At 52.1% G+C, this 22,926-nt stretch carries 18 protein-coding genes and 2 pseudogenes; 7 read left to right on the top strand and 13 right to left on the bottom strand.

The genetic code is table 11. From position 1 onward, the window contains the following. Window positions 1-1,091, bottom strand: a 1,091-nt coding sequence (locus tag BZ163_RS04455) for a GlxA family transcriptional regulator (RefSeq protein WP_128869931.1), incomplete at its 3' end; no start/stop codon positions are given. 183 nt (window positions 1,092-1,274) lie between these two features. On the opposite strand from BZ163_RS04455, the gene BZ163_RS04450 reads away from it, so the two are divergent. Next, window positions 1,275-1,751 carry a hypothetical protein gene (locus BZ163_RS04450; protein ID WP_256578929.1) on the top strand — a complete coding sequence of 159 codons (477 nt, stop codon included), beginning with the start codon at window positions 1,275-1,277 and terminating at the stop codon, window positions 1,749-1,751. 10 nt (window positions 1,752-1,761) lie between these two features. Here BZ163_RS04450 and BZ163_RS04445 read toward each other — a convergent pair whose 3' ends face one another. Both BZ163_RS04445 and BZ163_RS04440 read right to left on the bottom strand, forming a co-directional pair. Continuing rightward, window positions 1,762-2,184 (bottom strand): HD domain-containing protein, encoded by a 423-nt coding sequence (locus BZ163_RS04445; protein ID WP_128869930.1) that lies wholly within the window; start codon window positions 2,182-2,184, stop codon window positions 1,762-1,764. A gap of 84 nt (window positions 2,185-2,268) precedes the next feature. Continuing rightward, a complete protein-coding gene (locus tag BZ163_RS04440) occupies window positions 2,269-2,940 on the bottom strand; it encodes a DUF2268 domain-containing putative Zn-dependent protease (RefSeq protein WP_128869929.1) in 672 nt (223 codons plus the stop codon). A gap of 356 nt (window positions 2,941-3,296) precedes the next feature. Here BZ163_RS04440 and BZ163_RS04430 point away from each other — a divergent pair, with 356 nt between their 5' ends. From BZ163_RS04430 to BZ163_RS04415, 3 genes are all read left to right on the top strand, one after another. Further along, complete coding sequence (locus tag BZ163_RS04430) at window positions 3,297-3,515, top strand: PLD nuclease N-terminal domain-containing protein (RefSeq protein WP_128869927.1); 219 nt, start codon at window positions 3,297-3,299, stop codon at window positions 3,513-3,515. Window positions 3,516-4,193: 678 nt separating this feature from the next. Then, complete coding sequence (locus tag BZ163_RS04420) at window positions 4,194-4,487, top strand: fructose-bisphosphate aldolase (RefSeq protein WP_128869925.1); 294 nt, start codon at window positions 4,194-4,196, stop codon at window positions 4,485-4,487. A gap of 406 nt (window positions 4,488-4,893) precedes the next feature. Then, complete coding sequence (locus BZ163_RS04415) at window positions 4,894-6,552, top strand: P-loop ATPase, Sll1717 family (protein WP_128869924.1); 1,659 nt, start codon at window positions 4,894-4,896, stop codon at window positions 6,550-6,552. Between the two features lie 251 nt (window positions 6,553-6,803). Here BZ163_RS04415 and BZ163_RS04410 read toward each other — a convergent pair whose 3' ends face one another. From BZ163_RS04410 to BZ163_RS04400, 3 genes are all read right to left on the bottom strand, one after another. Beyond that, window positions 6,804-7,406 (bottom strand): hypothetical protein, encoded by a 603-nt coding sequence (locus tag BZ163_RS04410; protein ID WP_218190494.1) that lies wholly within the window; start codon window positions 7,404-7,406, stop codon window positions 6,804-6,806. A gap of 230 nt (window positions 7,407-7,636) precedes the next feature. Beyond that, entirely contained in the window at window positions 7,637-8,026 is a 390-nt protein-coding gene (locus BZ163_RS04405; RefSeq protein WP_128869923.1) for a hypothetical protein, read from the bottom strand. Between the two features lie 91 nt (window positions 8,027-8,117). Beyond that, entirely contained in the window at window positions 8,118-8,675 is a 558-nt protein-coding gene (locus BZ163_RS04400; protein ID WP_128869922.1) for a hypothetical protein, read from the bottom strand. A gap of 756 nt (window positions 8,676-9,431) precedes the next feature. Between BZ163_RS04400 and BZ163_RS04395 the strand changes: the two genes are divergently transcribed. Further along, window positions 9,432-11,135, top strand: coding sequence for an ATP-dependent endonuclease (locus tag BZ163_RS04395; RefSeq protein WP_128869921.1), 1,704 nt, complete (start codon window positions 9,432-9,434; stop codon window positions 11,133-11,135). Window positions 11,136-11,323: 188 nt separating this feature from the next. Here BZ163_RS04395 and BZ163_RS04390 read toward each other — a convergent pair whose 3' ends face one another. From BZ163_RS04390 to BZ163_RS04380, 3 genes and pseudogenes are all read right to left on the bottom strand, one after another. Further along, on the bottom strand, window positions 11,324-11,728 hold the full coding sequence (locus BZ163_RS04390) for a hypothetical protein (RefSeq protein WP_128869920.1): 405 nt from the start codon (window positions 11,726-11,728) through the stop codon (window positions 11,324-11,326). Between the two features lie 216 nt (window positions 11,729-11,944). Continuing rightward, window positions 11,945-12,112 (bottom strand): annotated as a pseudogene (locus tag BZ163_RS04385) (IS3 family transposase); the annotation flags it as partial. 832 nt (window positions 12,113-12,944) lie between these two features. After that, on the bottom strand, window positions 12,945-13,130 hold the full coding sequence (locus BZ163_RS04380) for a hypothetical protein (protein WP_128869919.1): 186 nt from the start codon (window positions 13,128-13,130) through the stop codon (window positions 12,945-12,947). Between the two features lie 232 nt (window positions 13,131-13,362). Here BZ163_RS04380 and BZ163_RS04375 point away from each other — a divergent pair, with 232 nt between their 5' ends. Further along, window positions 13,363-13,581 carry a PLD nuclease N-terminal domain-containing protein gene (locus tag BZ163_RS04375; protein WP_128869918.1) on the top strand — a complete coding sequence of 73 codons (219 nt, stop codon included), beginning with the start codon at window positions 13,363-13,365 and terminating at the stop codon, window positions 13,579-13,581. Window positions 13,582-14,143: 562 nt separating this feature from the next. On the opposite strand, the gene BZ163_RS04370 is transcribed toward BZ163_RS04375, so the two are convergent. After that, a complete protein-coding gene (locus tag BZ163_RS04370) occupies window positions 14,144-18,907 on the bottom strand; it encodes a DUF3320 domain-containing protein (RefSeq protein ID WP_128869917.1) in 4,764 nt (1,587 codons plus the stop codon). Window positions 18,908-19,062: 155 nt separating this feature from the next. Further along, window positions 19,063-19,611, bottom strand: coding sequence for a cupin domain-containing protein (locus tag BZ163_RS04365; RefSeq protein ID WP_007895886.1), 549 nt, complete (start codon window positions 19,609-19,611; stop codon window positions 19,063-19,065). A gap of 142 nt (window positions 19,612-19,753) precedes the next feature. Here BZ163_RS04365 and BZ163_RS34720 point away from each other — a divergent pair, with 142 nt between their 5' ends. Further along, on the top strand, window positions 19,754-19,900 hold the full coding sequence (locus BZ163_RS34720; RefSeq protein WP_161599966.1) for a hypothetical protein: 147 nt from the start codon (window positions 19,754-19,756) through the stop codon (window positions 19,898-19,900). 23 nt (window positions 19,901-19,923) lie between these two features. Here BZ163_RS34720 and BZ163_RS04360 read toward each other — a convergent pair. Both BZ163_RS04360 and BZ163_RS04355 read right to left on the bottom strand, forming a co-directional pair. Next, window positions 19,924-21,110 (bottom strand): annotated as a pseudogene (locus tag BZ163_RS04360) (NAD(P)/FAD-dependent oxidoreductase). A 151-nt stretch (window positions 21,111-21,261) separates the two neighbouring features. Next, window positions 21,262-22,752, bottom strand: coding sequence for an aldehyde dehydrogenase (locus BZ163_RS04355; RefSeq protein WP_128869916.1), 1,491 nt, complete (start codon window positions 22,750-22,752; stop codon window positions 21,262-21,264). Window positions 22,753-22,926 lie beyond the last annotated feature (174 nt).

Genomic DNA, 22,926 nt, shown 5'->3' with positions numbered 1-22,926 from the left:
AACGGTACAGTGACGTACGACGCACGACATGCCTGCGTGCTGACAGCGAAAGAGGCCGGCACATGCAAAACAGAGGTCGCCTGACACCCCGCAATCAATTGCCCACCCACATCCACCCGCGGATGCACACCGAAGTACTGGCGATAGCAGCGAGCAAAATGTTGCAGCGAGACAAACCCGCACTCGTGGACAACCTCCACCATCGATTGCCCCCCGGCCTGCAGCAACCGACGCGCCCGCTGCAGGCGCAAATTCAGATAATGCCGAGACGGCGAACACCCCAGACTGCGCTTGAACAACCGCTCCAGGTGTCGGCGAGACATGCCCATCGCCTCCGCCAGCTCGTCGATACCCAAGGCGCGGTCCAGATGATCCCCCATCAACGCCAGCGCCGCTTGCAGCCGTGCCGGCGCGTTATGCATCGCCTGCAGCGGCCGGGCCTGGCGCGCGGCGTGTTTTTCCATGCGCAGCACCAGACCACGCCCGTGGGTCCGTGCGAGCCATTCGTGCATCAACCCTTGAACGGCCTGCGGCCCGACGCAGGTCAGGCGTTGGCGATCGACGCAGAACGGCGCGGCCACCGGGGTCAACTCATTGAAGGCGGCCTGGGGCGCAAGCGAATCGGGCTCCGGCAAGCTGCAGCGATAGCCGTCCAGCGCCCCGATCCGCGCCAGCAGCCAACCGGCCTGGCCCAAAGCCCCCAGGCTGATCGGCTGCAGGGCCCAGTGACACAGCGCCTGGCGAACGTCCGGCTGATCCGCATCGGCGGGCAAGCTATCGCCACCACAGAGGATCAATACATCCAGGGCCTGGGCCTGATCCAGTCGCGCCGTGGCGGTAGCGATGCCGTTGCTGGCGTGCAGTTGCCCGCCTTGCAGGCTGAGCATTTGCCAACGGCAAAGCGCCCGCCCGGCCACCTGGTTGGCCAGGCGCAGTGGCTCCAGCGCATTGGCCAGGGTGTACAAATCGAAGGCTTCCATCAGCCAGAAGCCGATGCGCAGCGGCGATGGTTGGGGACGGTCAGACTCGCCGGCAGGGGAACTGGAGGCGCGCAATCCAGGCGTGGACTCGTCAAAAACACTGATAACCATCATTGATCCCCGCACACCGCGTTCAAGGTTGTTGCAACCAAGGAGGATTGTCGGCGTCAGGGATCAACGAGACGTGTCAGATTTCGACCTCAAAATGTTCGTCAGTACCAGTCTGGTCAATGGCAGGTTATCGGGGAGCAAGTTCATCATGCATAATCGCGTCGAATCCTCTGGAGTCAAATTGTGAAAAGGATTTCCTCTGCTGCAATCGCATTGACCCTGTTATTCGCGCTGGCAAGTCCAGTGCTTGCTGAAGCCCCCGCTCTTGATGCCGCTCGCACGCTCGTAGCCAAGGCAAACATGGGCAGAAATCTCCCTGCCCTTGCACTGATGGCGGCGCAGAGAACGGTCACCTTCGCGATGATCGCTTCAAAGCTGGGAAGCACCGGCGCAAGCAGTGCCGTGACTGAGCAAATCAACGCATTGCTGCCGAAGTATCAGGCTGACTGGGACGAAAACCTTGCGCAGGCCTATGCAAAGTCATTCTCTGCAAAGGAGTTGTCATCACTCGCGGCTGAAGGTCGTGCATCAAAATACATGGGCAAAGTGAAAGCACAGCAATCCGCTATCGGTGGGGAGATGCAGGCGAACTCAGAACCCATCCTGATCGCTCTGGTCACCGAGGCACTCAAGGCGACTCTGGCCAGACAGGCGTTGTAATTGCGTGACGTTACAAGCGCAGTATGCCAATCGCCCGTCGATACTTTTCAATGCGCTCGAGATCGTCCCAGGACGGCAGTTCAATCCGCGATAAATCGCTGTTCTCTTCCAGGTCCGCCAGTTTCACCACCCGACCAATGGGGTTTAGCGCCGCGCGTTCGATGAATGCCTCATAGGGCTCGCCCGGCACTTTGGTCACCGACGCTATAGCTTCCAGCACCGTTTCGCTGAAGCCTTCCTTGCGCAGGTCATCCAGACTGACGTCGCAGTCTTCGACCACGTCGTGCAGCACCGCAACGATGCGTTCTTCGAGGGTGCCGACCCGCAGCATGACTTTCAGCGGATGCAGGATATAAGGCGATCCACCCTTGTCGACTTGGCCTTCATGGGCGTTGGCGGCGATAGCGATGGCGCGTTCCAGTGTTTGAGTCATCTCGCAGTTCCCGGGATTGAATGCCTTGATGATAGGTCACTTTGACGGGGCACTTGAAACCTCTGCGACTGACCAGGTCGGGGCTCAGGGCTTGTGCAACAAATAACCTTCCTCACGCGCCGAGGCGATAATATCGGCGGCGGGTACGTTGATCCAGGTGGACGCATCGATGTCGCCAACCGACGCCAGCCAGCGTCCGACCATCTGATAACCGAGCGTATAACCAAGCCATTTTGGCAGAGCGCCGGTGCCGAAGAACCATTCACTGTGGTTGTAGTACGTTGACTCGAGCGCCTGCAGGTCTGCGGGAGCGCGTAGAAGCTCGGCGCAGCTGACGGATTGCTCCCAGGGCTCCGGGTCGCTGCCAAGCAAATGGCGGACAAACTGCCCCGCCAGTCCCTCGCTGACCAAGGCTTCACCCAGCGTCCAGCCGTAACCCGGACCCGCCATGCGCAAGCAATGATGGACCTCATGCACGATCTGCCGATGCAATGCGCCGCTGCGCAGGCTGGGCAACCAATTCGGGCTATCCGGATCGATGGTCATGCTGAACATAGTGCTTCGATACGCTCGCCCCATCAGGCCCATTTCAGGAATGGTCTCGCCAGGCAGGCGCTGGAGCAACACATCAAGTCGTGGTGGGGTGATCAGACGGGAAACCGCCTTGCAGGCCGCTTCGAATTCGCCGATCACCTGCGCGCGATATTCGCCAAGGCTCCCTGAGGCTTCCAGCCAGTGCAGCGTCCATCTGTCCATTATCAGCTCGACTCAACGATAAGTTTTGAAATCGCCGCGAGCATATACGCCGGCCCGAAGCCTTTGCATCAGTTATTTATACTCAAATGCCAGCTTAATAATATTTTACCGAACCAGGGTCATCACTAGTCTCTCGAGCTGGCTGGCCAACCGCGACACCGCCTACAAACGCCGCCTCTCCACCGGAAAACTGGCTAACTCAATCTGCTCGCGAAGAGGCCCTGTCAGCCAAAATAGATTCACCTGACAGCCCCTCGCGAGCATCCCCGCTGACGTCTCATCTCCAAAACCTCAAAAATTAATGAACCCTGCTTACCCTCACCCACCTAACGCAAAGACTATCTGGAGGGTGACCAATGCAAATCGAAACAATCTGGATCGTGCTGACCGCAATTCTTTTGCTGATCGAGCTATGGGCAATCAACAGAGTGCGCAAAGCCGAAGGCAAATCGAGCAACAAACTGTTGTGGATAGTGATGATCGTGTTCGTGCCGCTGATTGGGGTGGTGGCGTGGGCATTGGCTGGACCGAAACACACCGACCACAATCCGCATTCGCCGCAGGCCAGACAGTGATGTCGGCGGGTTCGCGATAGCGATTTGGAAACTGCACAATTCAAAACGACAAAGCCCCGATGATTCGGGGCTTTGTCGTTTCTGGCCATCCCGTTCCGCACAGGGCTATAGGAAGCCGCTAAATCTGGATCTTGCCTTCCGAAAATCGTGTAGGAATTTACCCTTTGTGGCGAGGGGACTTGCCCCCGTTGGGCAGCGAAGCAGCCCCAAACCCACCAAACTTTTAAACACCGCCATCCCCTGCAGCAGCTGGCGAAACATCCGTACGGCTTCGCAGCAGCAATTTCAGCACGTGGGGGCCGCCTGACACTAAACAACCGTTGAACTCACGACAGCTGATCAGCCATACACCGTGTTCTCCATCCACAATAGAACCCGAATTTACGTCCTACAACCCCGTTTGCAGGAATCCAAATCGACGCCTATATTCGACCTGTCGCTGACATTTGGCAGCGATGGGGTTTCGCAGCCCCCAAGATACGTGTAGAACCCAGCACCATAATCTGAATGACGGTCGCAACAGTGACCGGAATCGCTTTATGGTGGCTGTGTGTGGGAGACCTTCGGGTCTGCCGGGTTCCTCGTATCCTCGGTCTGCGAACCTGCACACAGCTACCACCCATTCGAATCGCAGCGAACGGCAGTAGCTCTTCTTTCAAATACGAGGAAGATTTACTTATGACAATGAACCATCCGCCCCGTCGCTTCACCCCCATGTCCCAATTCGCAACCGACTACCCCGTCCTTCTCATCGACAGCAACGCCCCACTCCGCGAACTCCACAACTGCGTCAGCGAACGCCTCAACGCTGTCCTCCAATACCTGCACCTCATGGCCTGCACCAGCCTCCCCGACTACGCCGAAAACGACATCAACACCGTCACCAATATCGCCCGGATCATGGTCCAAGATGTGAGCGATTTATTTCGGGTGATTGAGCAGCGTGGGTTTGACGCACCTAAAAAGAAGTAACGGGTCATCAACCGCAAGAAACCCGCGCTATGCGGGTTTTCTATTGCCTGATTTGAAGTTGACTCTCACTTTAGTTTCAGAGATTTATTGAGTAAAAATTTTCCCTGTCGCTGGTGTCATTTTTTTGCCCGCTTGCACTAATAAAGATTTCTCATTATACCCCTCAACCGCGTCGATGATTCCGCGGAGGGCACGGCTCTGCACAGATTCATAAAGCAAAAAATTTTTAGCTTTCATGGAAAATATGAGCATATTAGCTATACTTCCTAGGCTTGACAGAATACATCTCAGTTAAAACGCCTTGGTATAGTATGGAGTATCATTCGTCATCGTTTGTTAAAAACTGCATATCGTCAACTAACACAACAATAAAATCGCATACAATCCGGATACTGACGAGGGCGCCATGGAAGAAAAGAAACTAAAAATCACCAGAAATTTAAAAATTGGAGCGTTAGATGCAGAAGGAGATTCCGAGCTGCTAAATCGCTGCTTTGTGGACAATGGCTATCTGGATCGCCTCATGGATGTTGAATCCCCGGCATCTATTATTCTTGGCAGGACAGGTTCTGGAAAAAGCGCACTTCTATACAAAATAAAATCTAGCGCACAGAAAGTTGTTAAACTTGACCCCAACGATATTTCGGTTAGATTCCTAGAATATTCAGACATCATTCAATTTTTTGACGCGCTAAACATAAACCTAGATTTATTTTATAAACTGTTATGGCGACACGTGCTGACGGTTGAGTTTCTGAAGCTAAGATATGACATAAAAAGCGAATACGAAAGCAAAAGCTTTCTAGATGGAATATTCAGCAAGTTCAGTAGAGATGTGACGAAGCGAAAAGCACTAGAATACTTCAACGAATGGGGTGATAGATTTTGGCTAGATACAGACGAGCAGCTTAAAATAATAACCAAAAAACTTGAGACAGACACCAAGAGCAGTATTGGTGCAAAATACTCCGAGGTATCATTATCTTTGGATGGAGCAAAAAAACTTTCGGATGAGGAACGCTGTGAGATAAAGCAGCGCGCTAGTTTAGTCGTAAACGGCCTTCAAATTAGGAAACTAAATGAAGTACTGGACCTGCTGGCAGAGCACTCTTTTGACGACCCACAGAAAAAATTCTACATTCTAATAGATCAACTCGATGAAGAATGGGCAGGTACAGAGACAAGGGTCAGGTTCATCAGAGCACTAATTGAAGAAATAAAAACATTCAGAAGGATAAAGCAAACCAAGATCATAGCCGCCCTTCGAAAAGACCTATTAGTATTGGTTTTTGACATGACTAGAGACTCTGGATTTCAAGAAGAAAAATATGAGTCATACATCCTCGAGTTAAGATGGTCACCTGAAGAGCTCGAGCGCGTTATAGAACTCCGTATAAATGAAGTATTCAAAAGCCAATATACAAAACAAAAAATCATACTCGATGATATTTTTCCTAAAGCACGTAAAGGAGGCGGACAAACATCAATCGAGTTCATCATCGAACGAACTCTTCGCCGCCCACGGGACATCTTGCAGTTTGTAAATGAATGTTTTGCGATCGCTTCAGATAGAGAACGAGTTTCATGGCGATCCCTGTTCGCCGCGGAAGCCCAATACTCTGAGAAAAGATTGAAATCACTCAAAGAAGAATGGGGAGAAGTTTATCCGTCGTTCGATGATACTATTGAAATTCTTCGCGGGCTTAAAGCAACATTCACACGTTCATTGATTAAAGACTCTCGCCTCGAAGAGGCAATGTTAGCGCTTTACGAGCAGAAAAATAGCGACCCTTGCGTCATTGCTGTTAAAAAATATTACGATACGCAAGGTGTTAAAGAAGCAGATGTTTTGTCCAGCATGCTTTCTTGCTTATATAGAATTGGTGCGATCGGGGTAAAAACTGGCGCAATGGACACATATATTTGGTCTTACGTTGATCAAGCCTCGGTGACACGTGGAGAGATAAAACGCGTTGAACATATGAAAATCCATAAAATGCTTCATCGCTCACTTGATATAATAATAGAGCAGCGGGAGATTTTTGAGGCGGTTGATTTGGATTGACGTTTACCGCCAGCTACATCGAAGTGGGTGATACATCTATTTCTAAAAAGGTGACAGATTTATCAACCTAAATATAACTTCCAGCCTTTGGAGTAAGTAGCAGCATACCCACACATCTTAGTGAAAAAAATCTAGGCCGGATAAGTCGCGACGCCTACAACTTTCTCATCTTTGACAAAGGGCGAGTTTCTTTGCCCCCGAAATCAAATGACAGATTTTACGAAGCCCATCGTGCAATCCAAAAATCAATCCTATGCTCCAACATATAGTTTATTTACAAATGACTCATGATCGAAACGCTTAATATTCAAAAGAATCTTCACAACAGAGTGGCTCGTTTTTTCACTTTTCGAGTCAATTGCATTCATAAAATAAGCAATTCTCACCCAAGACTTGAAGTGGTCGTTAGTCAAATCTGACGCTACAGGAATAAGATTGTTGAAAATCTCCTTTTCACTACCGCAATATTTTTGCACCTGAAGGACAACTTCTTCACCCAAGCCACTAGCTTCAATATTTGATATTAAATTATCAATTGCCGATTGATTTTGATCATGATTTTTCCCGTAAAAATTACCTGGCTGACAGGACGGTGGATAGCTACTGAAATTTTGCTTTAAGAAAAAAATCAAAAACTCCCTTAACCGTCTTTCAACTTTAATCTTCCTATTAAGCTCTTCTTTCTTCTGCCATACATCAAAGACAAAAATAATTATCAGCAACTCGACGCAGACGCCGATCAATTCCGGAATAATATTCCCAACAACAAATCCGTCTCCCGCTTTGAAAAAGGCAATCAAACAAAACGTCATTAACGCAACTATCAAACAAAAAACAAACTTATTTCGAGTCAAAACACACCTCCAAAAATATCGATTAATTAACGAAAAAACAAGCTTATCACTTCTGAAGTTTATTATTTTTACCATCAACATCATAAAAAGGCGAGCATAAAAACGAGCATAAAAAGGTGACTGATCTATTTATTTAAATAGATCAGTCACCTTTTTGCTTTTTTGCTTGTCACCTTTTTGCTAGAAGAAAAGCTCACCAACAAAAAGCAATCTCGCTTCGTTTAGCCTGGTTATCTTATTATCCAGCTGTTTTCCATAGCACCAAAATAAATAGGGCAATCTACTTCTTGACTGGCTGCGACCTCGTCATCGTACTGCAGCACAGCTGGGAGATTTCCGACTGGTTGTAGAAAATCCAGATTTCCACAGCCTTCTACATTGAACTTGTATTGAGCACCAAGACTTGGGGTCAACTTGCTGCCTTTGGTGACCTCCACCAAAGTCGCGGTTGCGACTTTTGTTTCGCTATCTCGATACCGCACGGCAAGTTTATAAGTCTTCCCGGAAGACTTCGTGATAATGCCTCCTTTTTCCGGGAAGATAATTTCACCGAATGCAGCGCCACTCATACAGGTAGCTACAAGTGCAGCGAGAGCCAGATACTTCATATTCATATTCATAATCAACCTTTCCATCAATATTTGATTACGTAAGCGAACGATCTTTGGATTTTTTATTTGGACCCGAATTTATTTATCACCAGCAACGATACTATTTCAAATTTGGCGCAGATATCATGCCATGGACTTCTTTGCGCAACAGCTCAACAGCCTCAAACAATACCTTATATAGTTCCGAGGCCTTTTCTTTGGCTGTTTCATTACAAGCTGCGTCTTGCTTCACTGAGTCCCAATAGTATTCAAATCTTCCATCTGAGCATGCACTGATCGCATCTCTGACTCGCTCCAATATTTTTGGCGACAGTGTAGACTGATACTCACAAAGAAATTCATCCAAGGTTTCCTCGTGCTTACTGAAAGACAAGGCGATCTCTTCGCTTGCTTCATCCCAGTCCATATCAGGATGTGATCGCTCGGGTACAATATCATGGAATATTTTATAGAGAGCCTTAGAGGCATCAAGTTTAAACTGAAAAACCTTTTCAGAGTTTTTTAACAAAAATTTATGATTTTCTAATTGCCTCTTATATACCCCACCGATTGATTCCTTGATTCCCGCTTCAAGAAACACCTTTAAAACAAAAGCTGTTCCAACGGCAGTAAAACCGGCGGCACTAAGCACGACCATTATAATTTCAGAGGTGACCACAATACATCCTTGTTGTTAATTACAAATTAGTTAAACAACTGCAATGACTATTACGGCGCTCGGCCGGAGCCCCACCTTCAAGCGCTGTAACACGTCAATAGGATAGGCGTCTAATCAGATGGTAGCTCAACGCCACCATTTCGTCCATAGCCACGTGTGGTTGAACTGAACCCGCTCCAGACGCGCATTGCCCACCCAACAACTGCATCTGCTCGGGATTGGTGCTTTTTGGTGCAGGGTCGCGGTTTCGCTCTTCCATCGGTAGAGGTGGGCTCTGCCGATGTAGCCACCTGCCATCGCATATAACGAACTTCCGAATAGAATCGTCCGTGGCATTTGAAGCGCTGGCCGATACGATAATAAAGCGGTGACTATAAAACGGTGAAAGATCTATTTTTAAATAATTTTGCGACCCTCTTTTCGCAAATTCTTTGAAACGCTGGGGCGTCATTGCAAATAATGCTTTTTTCTAGGTGAATTAAGAAAATGAACGTATTAGGAATGCTCCGCCCAATCATGTCATCTTCGGTTGATGGCCAGCGCTGTCGTACGAACGGTACATATTCCATTCAGAATCATAAATGCAAACAAAGTGGATATTTCTACAGCATCGAAAGAAGTGTCCATTGACGATATAATGTCGAAAGTCAGCTAACAAGGAGATAAAACATTGCCTAGCTTAAAAAGCATCCTGATATATCTAAACAGCTCCCTACCATTTCTCCTTCGACCAAGTCAACCCCGCCGAGAAAGAAAATGAAATTAAATAAGTTCATAACAAAAGATGGTGAAGAGATAAAACTTGAAAAATTCACACTTCTGGTTGGGCCAAATAACGTTGGGAAATCTCAAACATTAAAAGATATTCATAAAAAACTTATACTAGGGCACAGTGCCATCACCACGCTAATCTCTACCGTTGAAACAGACAAACCGAGTATTTTCGAGGATTTTTATAAAGATCTAGACATAAGACCTGACCCCATCAATATCAATCATCACATTATCGATGGTATAACATCAAGCTTTGATCAAGATTCAACATTAAGAATCGTGATTAATCATAGTCGCACGGAGTATGAGCAGAGTGATGATTTGGATTTCACTTACTTAGGCTTCAGCAAATTCAGAGTTTTTTATATGGACTCGGAATCACGACTAAAAATAGCGACTAAAACGAGTAATTACATTCCAGCAGAAAGCGCGCCTAAAAACTTAGTACAAGCCTTATATGGATCTACAGGTGAGTTTGATGAAAAACTAAGAAACGCCTTCCAAGAAACGTTCGGAATGGATATCAAACTCGACTATAGCTCAGGTTTGGAGCTCAGACTCGCGATATCAGACAAGTTCGAAACAACCCCTGAAGATCCAAGATACGCCTACCCCATCATGAAGAAATACCCGTCCATTGAACATCAAGGAGATGGCTTTAGAAGTTTCGCTGCTATAATACTTAGCCTCCTACTCTCTAGAGACAAAGTAGTGCTCCTTGATGAGCCGGAAGCCTTTCTGCATCCAGAGCAAGCTAGAAGACTTGGAAAATGGATTTCTGACCATGCTCGCGACTTTCCATGCCAGATAATAGTAGCGACCCATAACGCAAACTTTCTTTCTGGAATATTGTCTGGCAACCAACCTGCAGATATCTATAGACTCAATCGATCAAGCAATACAACTAAATTTAATAGAATAACTTCTGACGCTACCCAATCGCTCTCAAAATCCCCAATACTTTCTAGTCAACGAGTCCTCGAAGGTATTTTTTCAAAAGGCGTTGTTGTCTGCGAATCAGACACAGATAGAATAATATACAACGCAGTCGCCATCCATGAGCTTAAAAACCAAGAAATATTGTTTATTCACGCTCACAACAAACAAACGATCAAGGATGTGGTAAAGCTACTAAAAGACGCGTCAATTCCTACCGCAGCAGTAATAGATATTGACATATTAAACTCAGAGTCTGACTTGGCCAATGCAATTTTAGCGTTCAACTCAAGCTTCGACAAAACAAGCATACTGAAACTAAGAAGTGAAATTTCAAGTTATATAGAAAGCTCATCAGAGGCCGAAATCCTGGAAAAACTCAGGGAAAAAATTTCAGAGTTTCTGGACCAACTAAATGAAAAAGAGCATTCTTTATCAGGCGCCAAAGGCGCTTTGAACAGAATCTACTCGGACTCAACAAAATGGTCGAAACTGAAAAAAGATGGATTAGATGCACTCGACTTGCCATTTCGAACACAAGCAGAATATATAATTAAAGAATGCAAAAAAATTGGTTTATTTATTGTACCTGTTGGCGAATTAGAAGGCTGGATAAAATTAGGTGTTAGAAAAAATCGATGGGTTTTGCCGGCGCTGGAGAAAATCCACAATGGGGAGTGCCCAAACAACCTAATAGAGTTTGTGCGCTCTTTAACGAATTCTATTTACGATACAGATGATAAGAAGTAAAGCTAGATCCGCAAAAAAAGGTGACTGAGAATGGTGACGGATTCATTTGTGAAAATAAATCCGTCACCATTTCCAGCACGTCACCATTTCCAGCACGTCACCATTTCCAGCAGTTACCATTTCCAGCAAGCCATCAACCCAACCCTTGTAGGAGCAACCCTTCGGCACAAATAGTCATTAAACCTTTCTCAAAATACAGCTGGCTGGTCGGTGCAACGAAGATAGAGGCCAAACACCATCAGTGAGATAAAAAAAACAAAACACGATCCCCACGACACAAACAATATCCGCTTCAAGTCTTTCGGAAAATTCTTGGCTTCGGTGATATCAACAATCCCTCTCCTCGCACACGGGCCTGGAATCATCAGGACCAAGGTAAGAAAACCGTTGCGCATGCCTTTTCCAATAAACCCCGCTTGCGAATACGCCGCTCTATTTGCTTCGACGAAAGTGCTTTTTGGCAAAAATGATTCAGCTTTTTCTGTGAAACGGTGAATCATGTAAATCAACCATATCTCTGTAAGAATCAGAGGCGCAAAGAGAAAGAGTAATATCAAACCGATCGTACATAGCTCATTGCGCAATTTCTTCATACAGGAATTCCCCCAAGACTCCGCCAGCGCCACCCAGCACCTTTCCACCCGCCACCCCCCCCTACTGCGCCGCCTACCACGCCGCACACCAGCGCACCGGGGCCTCCGCTGGCTATTCCAAGGACAACAACGCAGCCGAATGTTGCTGTATAACCTCCTAATAATCCCCCATAAACGCCCCCCGTCAAGCTGCCAACCAAGGAAGAACTGTAGTGGTCAACTAATCCCGGACACGATGTTAAGTTTTTCTTCGGCCCGAGCTGGCGCCAGCCCACCGTTGAATTGATGGGGTCGAACCCAGTTGTACCGATACATCAAGAATTGGCTGATATCGCGCTGGGCTTCTTGAGCCGTTCTGTAACCAGTGGTCGGTATCCATTCAGACCCAAACAACATCCGTTTTAATTTCTTCGGAAAAGCTCTTGCGTCGTAGATGTCCAAAATACCTCTCTTGGCGCAAATTCCAGGTATTGCTAATACCAGGGTAAGAAAGCCATTTCGCATCCCCTTCCCAATAAATCCGGCTCGTGAATATGCTGCTTTATTAGCCTCCACAAAACTGCTTCTCGGCAACAGCGCCTCGGCTTTTTCTGTGTATGCATGAACCATGTAAATCAACCATATTTCCGTAAGGATCAGGGCAATGCCGATGCAGAGTCCAATCAGCCCGAGCGGTATGTGGTGCACTCCTTCATTTCTCCATACAGGTGTTCGGCGACAATCTCCCCTCCGATTCCACCTCCGACCACGACACACAGAATTGCCCCGGGACCTCCAGTGGCTTAATAGAATAACAATCCTGGTTCGACCTGATTCACTCTCCACTTCCAGCCACAATCAACTATTCAATATGAATATCTGCGAAAAACATTAAGCGCGACGAGTGCGACTGATAATACAAAACTGGAACCCCAAGACAAAAACAATATTCGCCTCAAACCTATCGGGAAATTTTTCACATCAGCGATATTCACTAGCCCGCGCTTTGCAGCGAGGGTTGGCGTTAGCAAGACCAAAGTGAGCAAACCATTGCGCATGGCTTTTCCAACCAAACCCATTGGAGAAAATAGCGACCTATTAGCCTTTACAAAACTACTATTTATCATCAAGGCCTCGGCTCTCTCTGTATAGATATGAACCATGTAAACCAGCCAAATCGCCAACAGCAAAAAGGGCGTGAATAACATTAGCGATATCAGCCCGAGTGACTCATGACTCATTGCGCCATTTTTCCATAAAGGTATTCACCGAAATCCCCACCCTCGTCACCGACGATCTTTCCCCCCACATACCCAGCTACCGCGCCGCCTACTACGCCGCAAACCAGCGCCCCGTCGCGGTATGTTTCATCCAGGGCTTCGCCAGGAATGCCTTCGATTTTGACAAATGCATCAAACGCCATGCGTCCTCTCCCAGGTAATGGAATCACTTTTCTATTTTTTCAGGAGTGAATGTACGGCGTTTTAACTCAGTCATTGCCTGTAGAAATATGCGTCGAAAAGCAGATTCAGACCCGTCCTATCCTGTTCCGGCCTTGAGCTGTAGGACATTTCCCGCGAAGTCAAAAAATGCCCAATAAAATGAACCCTGACCGCCCGCGCGCACCTAACTGAGTGACTATCAGGAGGTGGGTAATGCAAATCGAAACAATCTGGATCGTACTTGCGGCAGTGCTTTTGCTGGTCGAGCTGTGGGCGATCAACCGGGTGCGTAAAGCCCAAGGCAAATCGAGCAACAAGCTCTTGTGGATCGTATTTATCGTGTTTGTGCCGCTGTTCGGGGTGGTGGCATGGGCATTGGCTGGGCCGAAACATACCGAACACAATCCCCATTCACCGCAGGCCAGACAATGATGGCGGAGGGTGTGCGGTAACGATTGGGAAATTGCACAATTCAAAACGACAAAGCCACGATGATTCGGGGCTTTGCCTTTTTTAGCCGACACAACGAATTGCCCAAACATCACTTCATCAACGAAGCTGCCGAAGACTGTAATCTCTTGATCTTGACGTCCGAAAATCGAGTAGGAATTTACCCCTTCTCGCGAGGGGGATTTACCCCGTTGGGCCGCGAAGCGGCCCCATAACTTGCCCTCCATTTCTCAAGACGCTCTGCACCGCCCGGTTTACTGCGAATTTAACGATCCCACCACCGAGCAGTGGCGACTCACCTTGCCAAAATGCCTGCCCCCTACATCTTCGATAACTCCCGTAAAAGGGCAGTTCTTCTTGCGGAGATAACTGACGGAGTCAGCCTGGAGTACCGTACTGATGACATCCCTGGCTGGTTCTTCGAGTCTTATGTCGATAAAGTCGAAATTACTTAAGAACCAACGAGTAGAACCACTCATGCAACAAAATGCCCATGTCTCACGACACGGGCTTTTTTCAGAGTGGATCCTTACGGCATGCCTTATCAGGCACTCACTACCAGCCGTCCCTCCCTCAGCTCCAACCGCCCATCACTGATCAATTGCCCGATTCTTTCTTCCAGCAACGCAGTCACCTTGGCAGTGGCACGACCAAAACCCAGCAATCTCAAAGCCCCAGAGATCGCATCGTCATGGCTCATGGAAAATCCCGAGAGGATGATTTCTATCAAAGCCTGGTCCAGTTCTTCAGGCGCAACCCACTCCAACTTACGCTCGGAAGACTCCCAGTGCGCCCGGCTGCGGATGACGACGGGGCGGTTGTCGGCCAAATGAAGAAACTCGCCCCGACGCAAGAAGTGCCTTTGTTGAATGCCGATACCAATGGCTTGTTCAACAGCGGCAGTGATCCTTGACCCTTGCCGTGTCACCCCGAACGCATCCATGAGTCGTCGGGTAACCTCGACCGAATGCACCGGAGATTCGACATCAACCACTGTCCGGATCAACTGCAGCAGGTGTTCCGGTTGATGTTGATGCAGTTCCACCTGGTTGGTTACCGCAGCGAGTCGCGCTTTCTCATAAGGCGCACTGGCGACCGGCTCGACTTCATCAACAGATTCATCCCGGAGAATTTCATGCAGGGGTTCGATCAAAGTCTCTGCAACCGGAACGTTACGACGGTTGGCTATACGTTCGCGCGCCGCTTCGATCGCCGCCACTGTCCGGCTGATTTCCTGCTCGGGATTGCGGAACCAATCGGTGCTCCAGATACGATGGAAATTCCATCCCAGTCCCTCCAGCACACCTTGGCGCAACCGATCGCGATCTCGCGCAGAGCGCGAGCTGTGGTAGGCCGCGCCATCGCATTCAACGGCCAGCACGTAGCGACCCGGGAACTCCGGGTCTTTCACGGCGAGGTCAATAAAGTAACCGGCGGTGCCGACCTGGGGCTCTATCTGGTAGTCGAGATTGCGCAAGGCCCGGATAACCTGGTCCTCAAAAGGCGAGTCTGGAGCCTTGCCGGTTTCTTTGGCGACTTCCAGTTCGCCTGTTTCCGCGTACTTGAGGAAGTTTTTCAAGGCCCGTACGCCGTGTTTCGCCGTGGCATCAATGTCCAGCTCATCACCACGGAAGTTACTGAACACGCGCATCGCCAACTTGGCCCGCGTGATCAAAACATTGAGTCGACGATGCCCGCCATCTTTGTTGAGCGGGCCAAATTCACGGGCGATACGACCGGATTCATTTCGGCCGTAACCAATGCTGATGAAGATCACGTCGCGCTCATCACCTTGAATGTTTTCGAGGTTTTTTACGAAGAACGGCTCGCTGCCCTGCGCGGTGAAAAACGCTTCGGCCTGAGGTGTCTTACGCCGCAATAACTCGACCTCGACACTGATCAAATCCCGCTGGGGGACACTGAATGCAGCCACTCCCAAGGAAAGTTGCGGCGTCTCCAACGCATGCTTCATCACCGCTTGGGCGACCGCCTTGGCTTCTTCCTTGTTGGTGCGAGTACGACCACGGTCATACACCGCGTGGGGCAGATAATCGAAGCTCACACCCTTGGCGTGGAGATGCTGTCCGGCAGAGGGAAACACCACCAGCTTGCTGTCGTAGAATTCGACGTTGGAGACAGCGATCAGTGATTCGTGCCGGCTGCGGTAGTGCCAGCGCAGGTAACGTTCCTGGCTACCCGCCGCCTTGAACAGACTGAGGATGCTTTCGATGTCTGCGGTGGCGTCGTTCTCGTCGTCGGGGGCGATGTCGCGACTGAATAGATCGCTGGGCGGCATCTGCCGGGTATCGCCCACGACCACCACTTGCTTGCCGCGCAATATCGCGCCAAACGCATCGACGGCCTTGACTTGAGACGCTTCGTCGAACACCACGACGTCGAATGCCAGCTTGCCTGGAGGCAGAAAATTGGCGATCGACATAGGGCTCATCATGAATACCGGCTTGATCTGCTGAATCGCCCGGCCGGCCTTGTCGATCAGCTGGCGAATCGGAATATGCCGACGCTTCTTATTCAGCTCTGCTCGCAGCGTTGCCATTTCACCCGGTTGGTTCACATTGGGCATCTGCTCCCATACCTGGCGCGCCAACCAGGTTTGAGCATGGTTCAACGACGCAGCATCAAGTGCCTTGAACCTGGCGATCTGATGTTCGTGCTTGATGCGGTCAAATTGCTGTAGCGCGGGTTTTTCCGCATAGGCCTTTTGCACAAGCCCCGAATACCAGGAAAAGTCGAGGATGGCGGGAATCTGATCCGGCGTTTCACTGCCCAGGGCAATGTTCAACAATTCGCCCAGTTGTGCCTGATGCATTTCGTCCGCCAACACATTGAGACGAGCCATCTGGTACAGCGCGCCCAGGCTGGATTGCCACAGCTGCAGGCGTGGACCCAGGGCAGACAGATCCAAATTGCGCAGCGTTTGCGCAGTGTCATCCTGCAAACCGATGACTTCCAGGCCAGCCAGTAATGCCTGGTCAAGGCCAACGAGATGGGCCTCAATCTGACTGACCGTTTCCTCAAGCCCGCTGGCGTCGGTGCCTCCTGCGAGAAACGCAATGATCCCTTCGGGTAAATGGCCATTGCCGAGGTCTTCGTAGAGCTGGACTACCCAGGCACGAACGCGGTCGAGTACCGCCCAGTCGGACTGCTGACGCTGCCATTGAGCACCGAACAGGGCACTTCCCAGCGCCTCGTGTTGGTCGTAAACCTTCCGGCTTTGTTGATAGGTCAGAACTGAATCGACCATACCGAGTTGTTCGGCATTGCTGCCAGGCAGCACACCCTGTGCAAGCCCTTGCAAACGAGCCTTTGAAGCGCGATAGCGCCCCGAAAACACCTTCCACCACTTGCCACCGTAGGCCAGAAGATTCTGCCGGACTTCCAACAGATCCTGCTCCCACGCGGCCTCGATCAACAGGGCGCCATGCTTGGCTTTGCACAGGCTCATGCGCTGGCCCGCATCCAGCAATTCACCAATGGCATCGCGGCGTAGCTGCCAGTCGCCCGTACTCAGCTCTACCCCGTGCAGACGAGGCGCTTCGGCCGCCCGCCTTGCGCCGCGGCATATGACAACTACGTCCGCGAGCGAGGCGGGCTGAGTCAGCATCAGCCGAATCGACAGCGCCTTGGTGGCGGCTTCCAAAGCGGCCAAGTGTGCACTTGCCTGCTGCAATGCGTCGCTCGCAGTATCCTTTTCAATGGGGGAGAAGAACGTTCGTTTGCTTCCCCAAAACGGGTTTTGGTCCGGACGGCCCATTTCCTTGAGATGAAGCGTCAATTCTTCAACCAGTTCGCGGCGTTTCAGCTGATCAGCCAGGGTCCACGACGCCATTGGCGCGAACGCAATCGCAGGTAACACACCGTAGCTGTGCTTGAGTTTGAGGTATCGCCCCAGCACCTCGACAAAGCCCATGCCGCTGACCCCGACAGGCGCACTCACTGCAGAGCAATACCGGTTCAGGTCGCCTTGCAGTTCCGCCAGGTTGGCCAGATCATCTTCGCCCACCCTGGTCAGTGGCCGGCCTTGTTCAAGTGTACGTCCGAGCTCTTTGAGCACCGACGTTTTAGTCGACTTGTGGCTGTGCAACTCAAGCACTGCATCACCCAGATGACATTCATCGAGTCGACGCTTGACCACTTCAAGGGCGGCCATCTTTTCGGCCACGAACAACACCGTTTTTTTCTGGGCAATCAGTTCAGCGATGATGTTTGTGATGGTCTGCGACTTACCGGTACCCGGTGGCCCCTGGATAACCAGGTTGGCGCCCTCTCGCACTTCGAGAATCGCTTCGGTCTGGCTACTGTCTGCATCTTTGACGAATCGCACTTCCCCAGGTTGGAGCACAGAGTCGATGTTCACATCCTCGGCATAGGCAGGATGCTGGTCACCGAAACCCGACCCAAGGAGCCGGTTGATGACCGGGTGGGCATCGGGTTGCTGGTCTTGCGGCCAGCTCTTCGGATCCAGATCCTTGAACATCAGGAACTTGCCGAAGGAAAAGAATCCGAGGGCAGCCTCGTTTGTTGAAACTTTCCAGCGCGATTGCTGGCTTATCAGGTCCGTGACTTCGGCGTAAAAACTGTCGAGACTGCCTTCCATAGCATCGAAGCGATCGTCACTGAATTCACAGGCCGCAAGGTCTAGACCATAATCGGTCTTGAGCTTGGCGATCAACGACAAATTAGGCATCAACTCGTCGCCGGAATACCTCAGCTTGAAGGCGTCCTTTGCGCCGCTGCGTTCAAGAGTCACCGGCAATAACATCAAGGGAGCCTTGCGAAGGGTCTCTGAGTTGTCCGCTTCGTACCAATGAAGAAAGCCCAATGCCAGGAACAGGGTGTTTACGCCCTGCTCCTCGATGAAGGCTCGCGCCTCACTGTGAATCCTCAATAGCTGCAGGAACAAGCGCTCCTCATCCAGTGCTGTCTGCAGGCGCGCATCCGTATGCCGACGCGCTCGACCCGACTCGTCCAGTTCATCGTCTGCAAAACCTGATTCGTGTAAACCGTCGAGCTCCTGCAACAGCAACTCATCAGTTGCTGCGTCCCGGGAGTCTTCCCCATCGATCTGAGGGAGGGTCGCCAACGCCGCCAACTTCTGGCGCGCCATTGGCGAAAAGCTCATGGCCTTCTCTTGCCGATAAAGCAGGTGAAACACCGACTCTGAAAGCTCATCAACGACAGCCAATGTCTTGGCTGACGCGCGGAAGTTCAGCATGGTGTTACGAAGGCCGATATCGAGCAGTTCCTTGCGGCTACCCTGCAGTTTTTGACTAATCCCTGAACTCATGAGGACTCTCTTGAAACGTGGTAGAGGCTGGAAACGATGGAAAACAGATTACCGAGGACTTTCGGCGGAACTCGCTATAAACGCCCCGGGCTGATCCTTCCGCCCAGGCCAGAACCCTGCAGCTAATACAGGGAAACACCGAAGCACTTTACTCATTAGAAGTTTGCTGGCGTATTCGCACTAATGATTTCCGCCTCATCCGCCCCGATATTGCGAAACCGATGCGGCAGTGTCGTAGGAAAGTAATACCCATCCCCAGCATTCAGCACACTAATCTGCCCATCCACCGTCAGCTCAACAGTGCCACGAGTGACAAGCCCACACTCCTCCCCTTCCGAGTGCACAATCGGCTCTTCCCCCGAACTCGCCCCCGGCGCGTACTGCTCGCGCAACAAGCGCATCTGCCGACTTGGCACCGAAGCGCCAATAAGCAACAACCGCAACCCATGACGCCCGAGATCCGGCTGTTCATTGGCCCGAAACACGTACTGATGCTCACGCGGCGGCTGATCGAAGGTAAAGAAGTCCGCCAAGGACATGGGAATGCCTTCGAGCAGTTTTTTCAGGGAGCTGACGGAGGGGCTGACGCGATTCTGTTCGATCAGGGAGATGGTGGCATTGGTGACGCCGCTACGCCGGGCCAGCTCGCGCTGGGACAGTTTGTAGCTTTCGCGTACTAGTTTGAGTCGTGAGCCCGTGTCCATGACAGCCTTATGTGAAGAATACTTAAGGGTTATGGGGGTGGATGGCGGGCGACTTTTGGCCGCGAAGGTACCGCTTCCCTGTCCCGGAAATGTGAAAGGCGGGTATTAAATCACGTTTGGGGGTGTTGCTGTAGGAGCAAGCTTGCTCGCGATGGCGGTGTGTCAGGTGACATTGATGGTGGCTGGTTTGGCGCTTTCGCTGGCAAGCCAGCTCCTACAGGAGGGTGTGGTGGTGCTGGCTGTTTTGGGTGGTGCGGTATTGCGCTGGGGTGTTGGCGGCCAGGATTGAGGGTGGCCGCCGGGTGGGTTGGGCTAGATGCCGAACCGGTCACGCAGCGCGTAGTACGCGGCGCCCATGGCGGTGAGCGGGGCCTGGAAGGTGCGGCCGCCGAGCATGGGCATGTGCGGCAAGGATGCGAAGGCATCGAAGCGTTCGGCGTCGCCGCGGATCATTTCCGAAATGAGTTTGCCGGCCAGGTGCGAGCAGGTAACGCCGTGGCCGCTGTAGCCTTGCATGTAGTAGGCGTTTTTCTCGATGCGGCCGAATTGCGGCATGCGCGACATGGTCAGCAGGAAGTTGCCGGTCCAGCGGTAGTCGATCTTCACGTCCTTGAGCTGCGGGAAGGTCTTGAGGATTTTTGGCTTGATCAGCTGTTCGATGTCGTCCGGTTCGCGGGCGCCATAGACCACGCCGCCGCCATACAGCAGGCGGTTGTCGGCGGTGAGGCGGTAGTAGTCGAGCAGGTAGTTGCAGTCTTCGACGCAGTAGTTGTTTTTGATCAGGCTGCGCGCCACCTTCTCCGATAACGGCTCGGTGACGACGATTTGCGAGCCGCAGGGCATGCTTTTGCGCGTGACGCGGTTGTCGAGGTCTTGCGGCAAGTAGGCGTTGCCGGCGATCAGCAGGTATTTGGCGCGGACCAGGCCTTTGGCGGTGCGCACGTGATCGGTTCGCCGTAGGTGATTTCCACGGCGGCGGATTGTTCGTAGATCTTGCCGCCGAGGCCGATGATGGCCGAGGCTTCGCCGAGGGCCAGGTTCAGCGGGTGGATGTGGCCGCCCTGCAGGTCGAGCAGGCCGCCGACGTAGTTGTCGCAGCCGACTTCGCGTTTGATCTCGGTCGCGTCGAGCATTTTCAGGTTTTTGTTGCCGTAGCGTTCCCAGCTGTTCTTTTGCTCGGCCAGGCCTTTGAGCTGCTTTTTGTTCAGCGCGGCGAAGATGCCGCCCGGCTTGTAGTCGCACTGGATGTCGTAGTGCTGTATGCGCTGACGGATAATGTCGGCGCCTTCGAAGATCATGCTGCCGAGGACTTCGGCGGTCTTGTCGCCGTAGCGCTCTTCGATGACGTCGACGTCGCGGCTGTAGGAATTGACCAATTGGCCGCCGTTGCGACCGCTGGCGCCGAACCCGACTTTGGCGGCTTCGAGCACGGTGACGCTATAGCCGGCTTCGGCGAGGAACAGGGCCGAGGACAAACCGGTGTAGCCGGCGCCGATCACGCAGACGTCGCAGTCCACCGCGTGTTCGAGTATCGGGAAGTCGCCGGTGAAGTTGCGGGTGGCGGCGTAGTAGCTGTTTACATGTGTTGTTTGTTTCATAGGTTTCTCCGATGGCCGCTGGCATGTGCCGGCAGCCGCCGTTGTAGAGGTGTCAGAGCTTGATCCAGGTCGCTTTGAGTTCGGTGTATTTGTCGAACGCGTGCAGCGATTTGTCCCGTCCGTTACCCGACTGCTTGAACCCGCCGAACGGCGCGGTCATGTCGCCGCCGTCGTACTGGTTGACCCAGACGCTGCCGGCGCGCAAACCGCGGGCGAAGGTGTGGGCCTTGCTCAAGTTGCTGGTCCAGACGCCGGCGGCCAGGCCGAAGATGCTGTCGTTGGCGATGGCCAGGGCTTCTTCTTCAGTGTCGAAGGTGATCAGCGACATCACCGGGCCGAAGATTTCTTCCCGGGCGATGGTCATGGCGTTGGTCACGCCGTCGAAGATCGCCGGTTCCACGTACAGGCCGCCGGTGCTTTCGAGGGTGCGGCTGCCGCCGGCGATCAGGTGTGCGCCCTGGTCTTTGCCGACCTGGATGTAGCGCAGCACGTTGTCCAGTTGACGCTGATCGACGACCGCGCCGACGGTGGTTTCGGGATCGAGGGCGTGCCCCGGTTTCCAGGCTTGCAGCGCTTCCACCAGCAACGGGATGAACTGCTCGCGGATCGAGCGCTCGACCAGCAGGCGCGAGCCGGCGGTGCAGACTTCGCCCTGGTTGAAGGCGATAGCACCGGCTGCGGCTTGGGCTGCCGCGCGCAGGTCCGGCGCGTCGGCGAACACCACGTTCGGGCTTTTGCCGCCGGCTTCGAGCCAGACGCGTTTCATGTTGCTCTGCCCGGCGTAGATCAGCAGTTGTTTGGCGATCGCGGTCGAGCCGGTGAAGGCCAGGACGTCGACGTCCATGTGCAACGCCAGCGCCTTGCCGACGGTGTGACCATAGCCCGGCAGGACGTTGAACACACCTTTGGGAATGCCGGCATCCAGCGCCAGCTGGGCGATGCGGATCGCGGTCAGTGGCGACTTTTCCGAAGGCTTGAGGATGAACGAGTTGCCGGCTGCGAGGGCCGGGGCGAACTTCCAGCTGGCCATGATCAACGGGAAGTTCCACGGCACGATGGCGGCGACCACGCCTGCGGGTTCTCGGGTGATGAGGCCGAGTTGGTCATGCGGCGTGGCGGCGACTTCGTCGTAGATTTTGTCGATGGCCTCGGCGCTCCAGCGGATCGCGTTGGCGGTCGCCGGAATGTCGATGTTCATCGAGTCGCTGATGGGTTTGCCCATGTCGAGGGTTTCGAGCAGGGCGAGTTCTTCCTGGTTGGCCAGGATCAGGTCGGCGAAGCGGATCAGGATGCGCTTTCGCTCGGCGGGTGCCAACCGCGCCCAGATGCCGGATTCGAAGCTGCGACGCGCGACTGCGACCGCCGCATTGGCATCGGCTTCGTCGGTGCTGGCGACGTTGGCCAGGAAGCGACCGTCGACCGGGCTGACGCATTCGAAGGTGTCACCGCTGAGTGCCGGGCGGTATTGGCCGTCGATGAAGGCGCGGCTTTCTATTGTTAGGGACTGGAAGCGTTGTTCCCAGTCGCTGCGAGTGTTTGTCATGGTTGTGACTCGACGCAGAGGAATGTTGGGTTGTCGTGCCGATGGGTATTCGGGTGCCAGGGCATTGGTGGTGACTGGTCTGGCGCCTTCGCTGGCAAGCCAGCTCCTACAGGGGAGTTGTGTCGTACACAAAAGGTGTGAACGACACAGATCAACTGTAGGAGCTGGCTTGCC

The organism is Pseudomonas sp. VI4.1 (genome assembly GCF_002029345.1).
Classification (GTDB): Bacteria; Pseudomonadota; Gammaproteobacteria; order Pseudomonadales; family Pseudomonadaceae; genus Aquipseudomonas.
This window is presented reverse-complemented; position numbering and strand designations above follow the sequence as displayed.

Coding starts and splice junctions, on each gene's coding strand:
- BZ163_RS04420 (WP_128869925.1), top strand. CDS start 4,194: ATGACAATGAACCATCCGCCCCGTCGCTTCACCCCCATGTCCCAATTC.
- BZ163_RS04390 (WP_128869920.1), bottom strand. CDS start 11,728: ATGAAGAAATTGCGCAATGAGCTATGTACGATCGGTTTGATATTACTC.
- BZ163_RS04380 (WP_128869919.1), bottom strand. CDS start 13,130: ATGGCGTTTGATGCATTTGTCAAAATCGAAGGCATTCCTGGCGAAGCC.
- BZ163_RS04405 (WP_128869923.1), bottom strand. CDS start 8,026: ATGAATATGAATATGAAGTATCTGGCTCTCGCTGCACTTGTAGCTACC.
- BZ163_RS04370 (WP_128869917.1), bottom strand. CDS start 18,907: ATGAGTTCAGGGATTAGTCAAAAACTGCAGGGTAGCCGCAAGGAACTG.
- BZ163_RS04445 (WP_128869930.1), bottom strand. CDS start 2,184: ATGACTCAAACACTGGAACGCGCCATCGCTATCGCCGCCAACGCCCAT.
- BZ163_RS04375 (WP_128869918.1), top strand. CDS start 13,363: ATGCAAATCGAAACAATCTGGATCGTACTTGCGGCAGTGCTTTTGCTG.
- BZ163_RS04395 (WP_128869921.1), top strand. CDS start 9,432: ATGAAATTAAATAAGTTCATAACAAAAGATGGTGAAGAGATAAAACTT.
- BZ163_RS04440 (WP_128869929.1), bottom strand. CDS start 2,940: ATGGACAGATGGACGCTGCACTGGCTGGAAGCCTCAGGGAGCCTTGGC.
- BZ163_RS04430 (WP_128869927.1), top strand. CDS start 3,297: ATGCAAATCGAAACAATCTGGATCGTGCTGACCGCAATTCTTTTGCTG.
- BZ163_RS04355 (WP_128869916.1), bottom strand. CDS start 22,752: ATGACAAACACTCGCAGCGACTGGGAACAACGCTTCCAGTCCCTAACA.
- BZ163_RS04415 (WP_128869924.1), top strand. CDS start 4,894: ATGGAAGAAAAGAAACTAAAAATCACCAGAAATTTAAAAATTGGAGCG.
- BZ163_RS04365 (WP_007895886.1), bottom strand. CDS start 19,611: ATGGACACGGGCTCACGACTCAAACTAGTACGCGAAAGCTACAAACTG.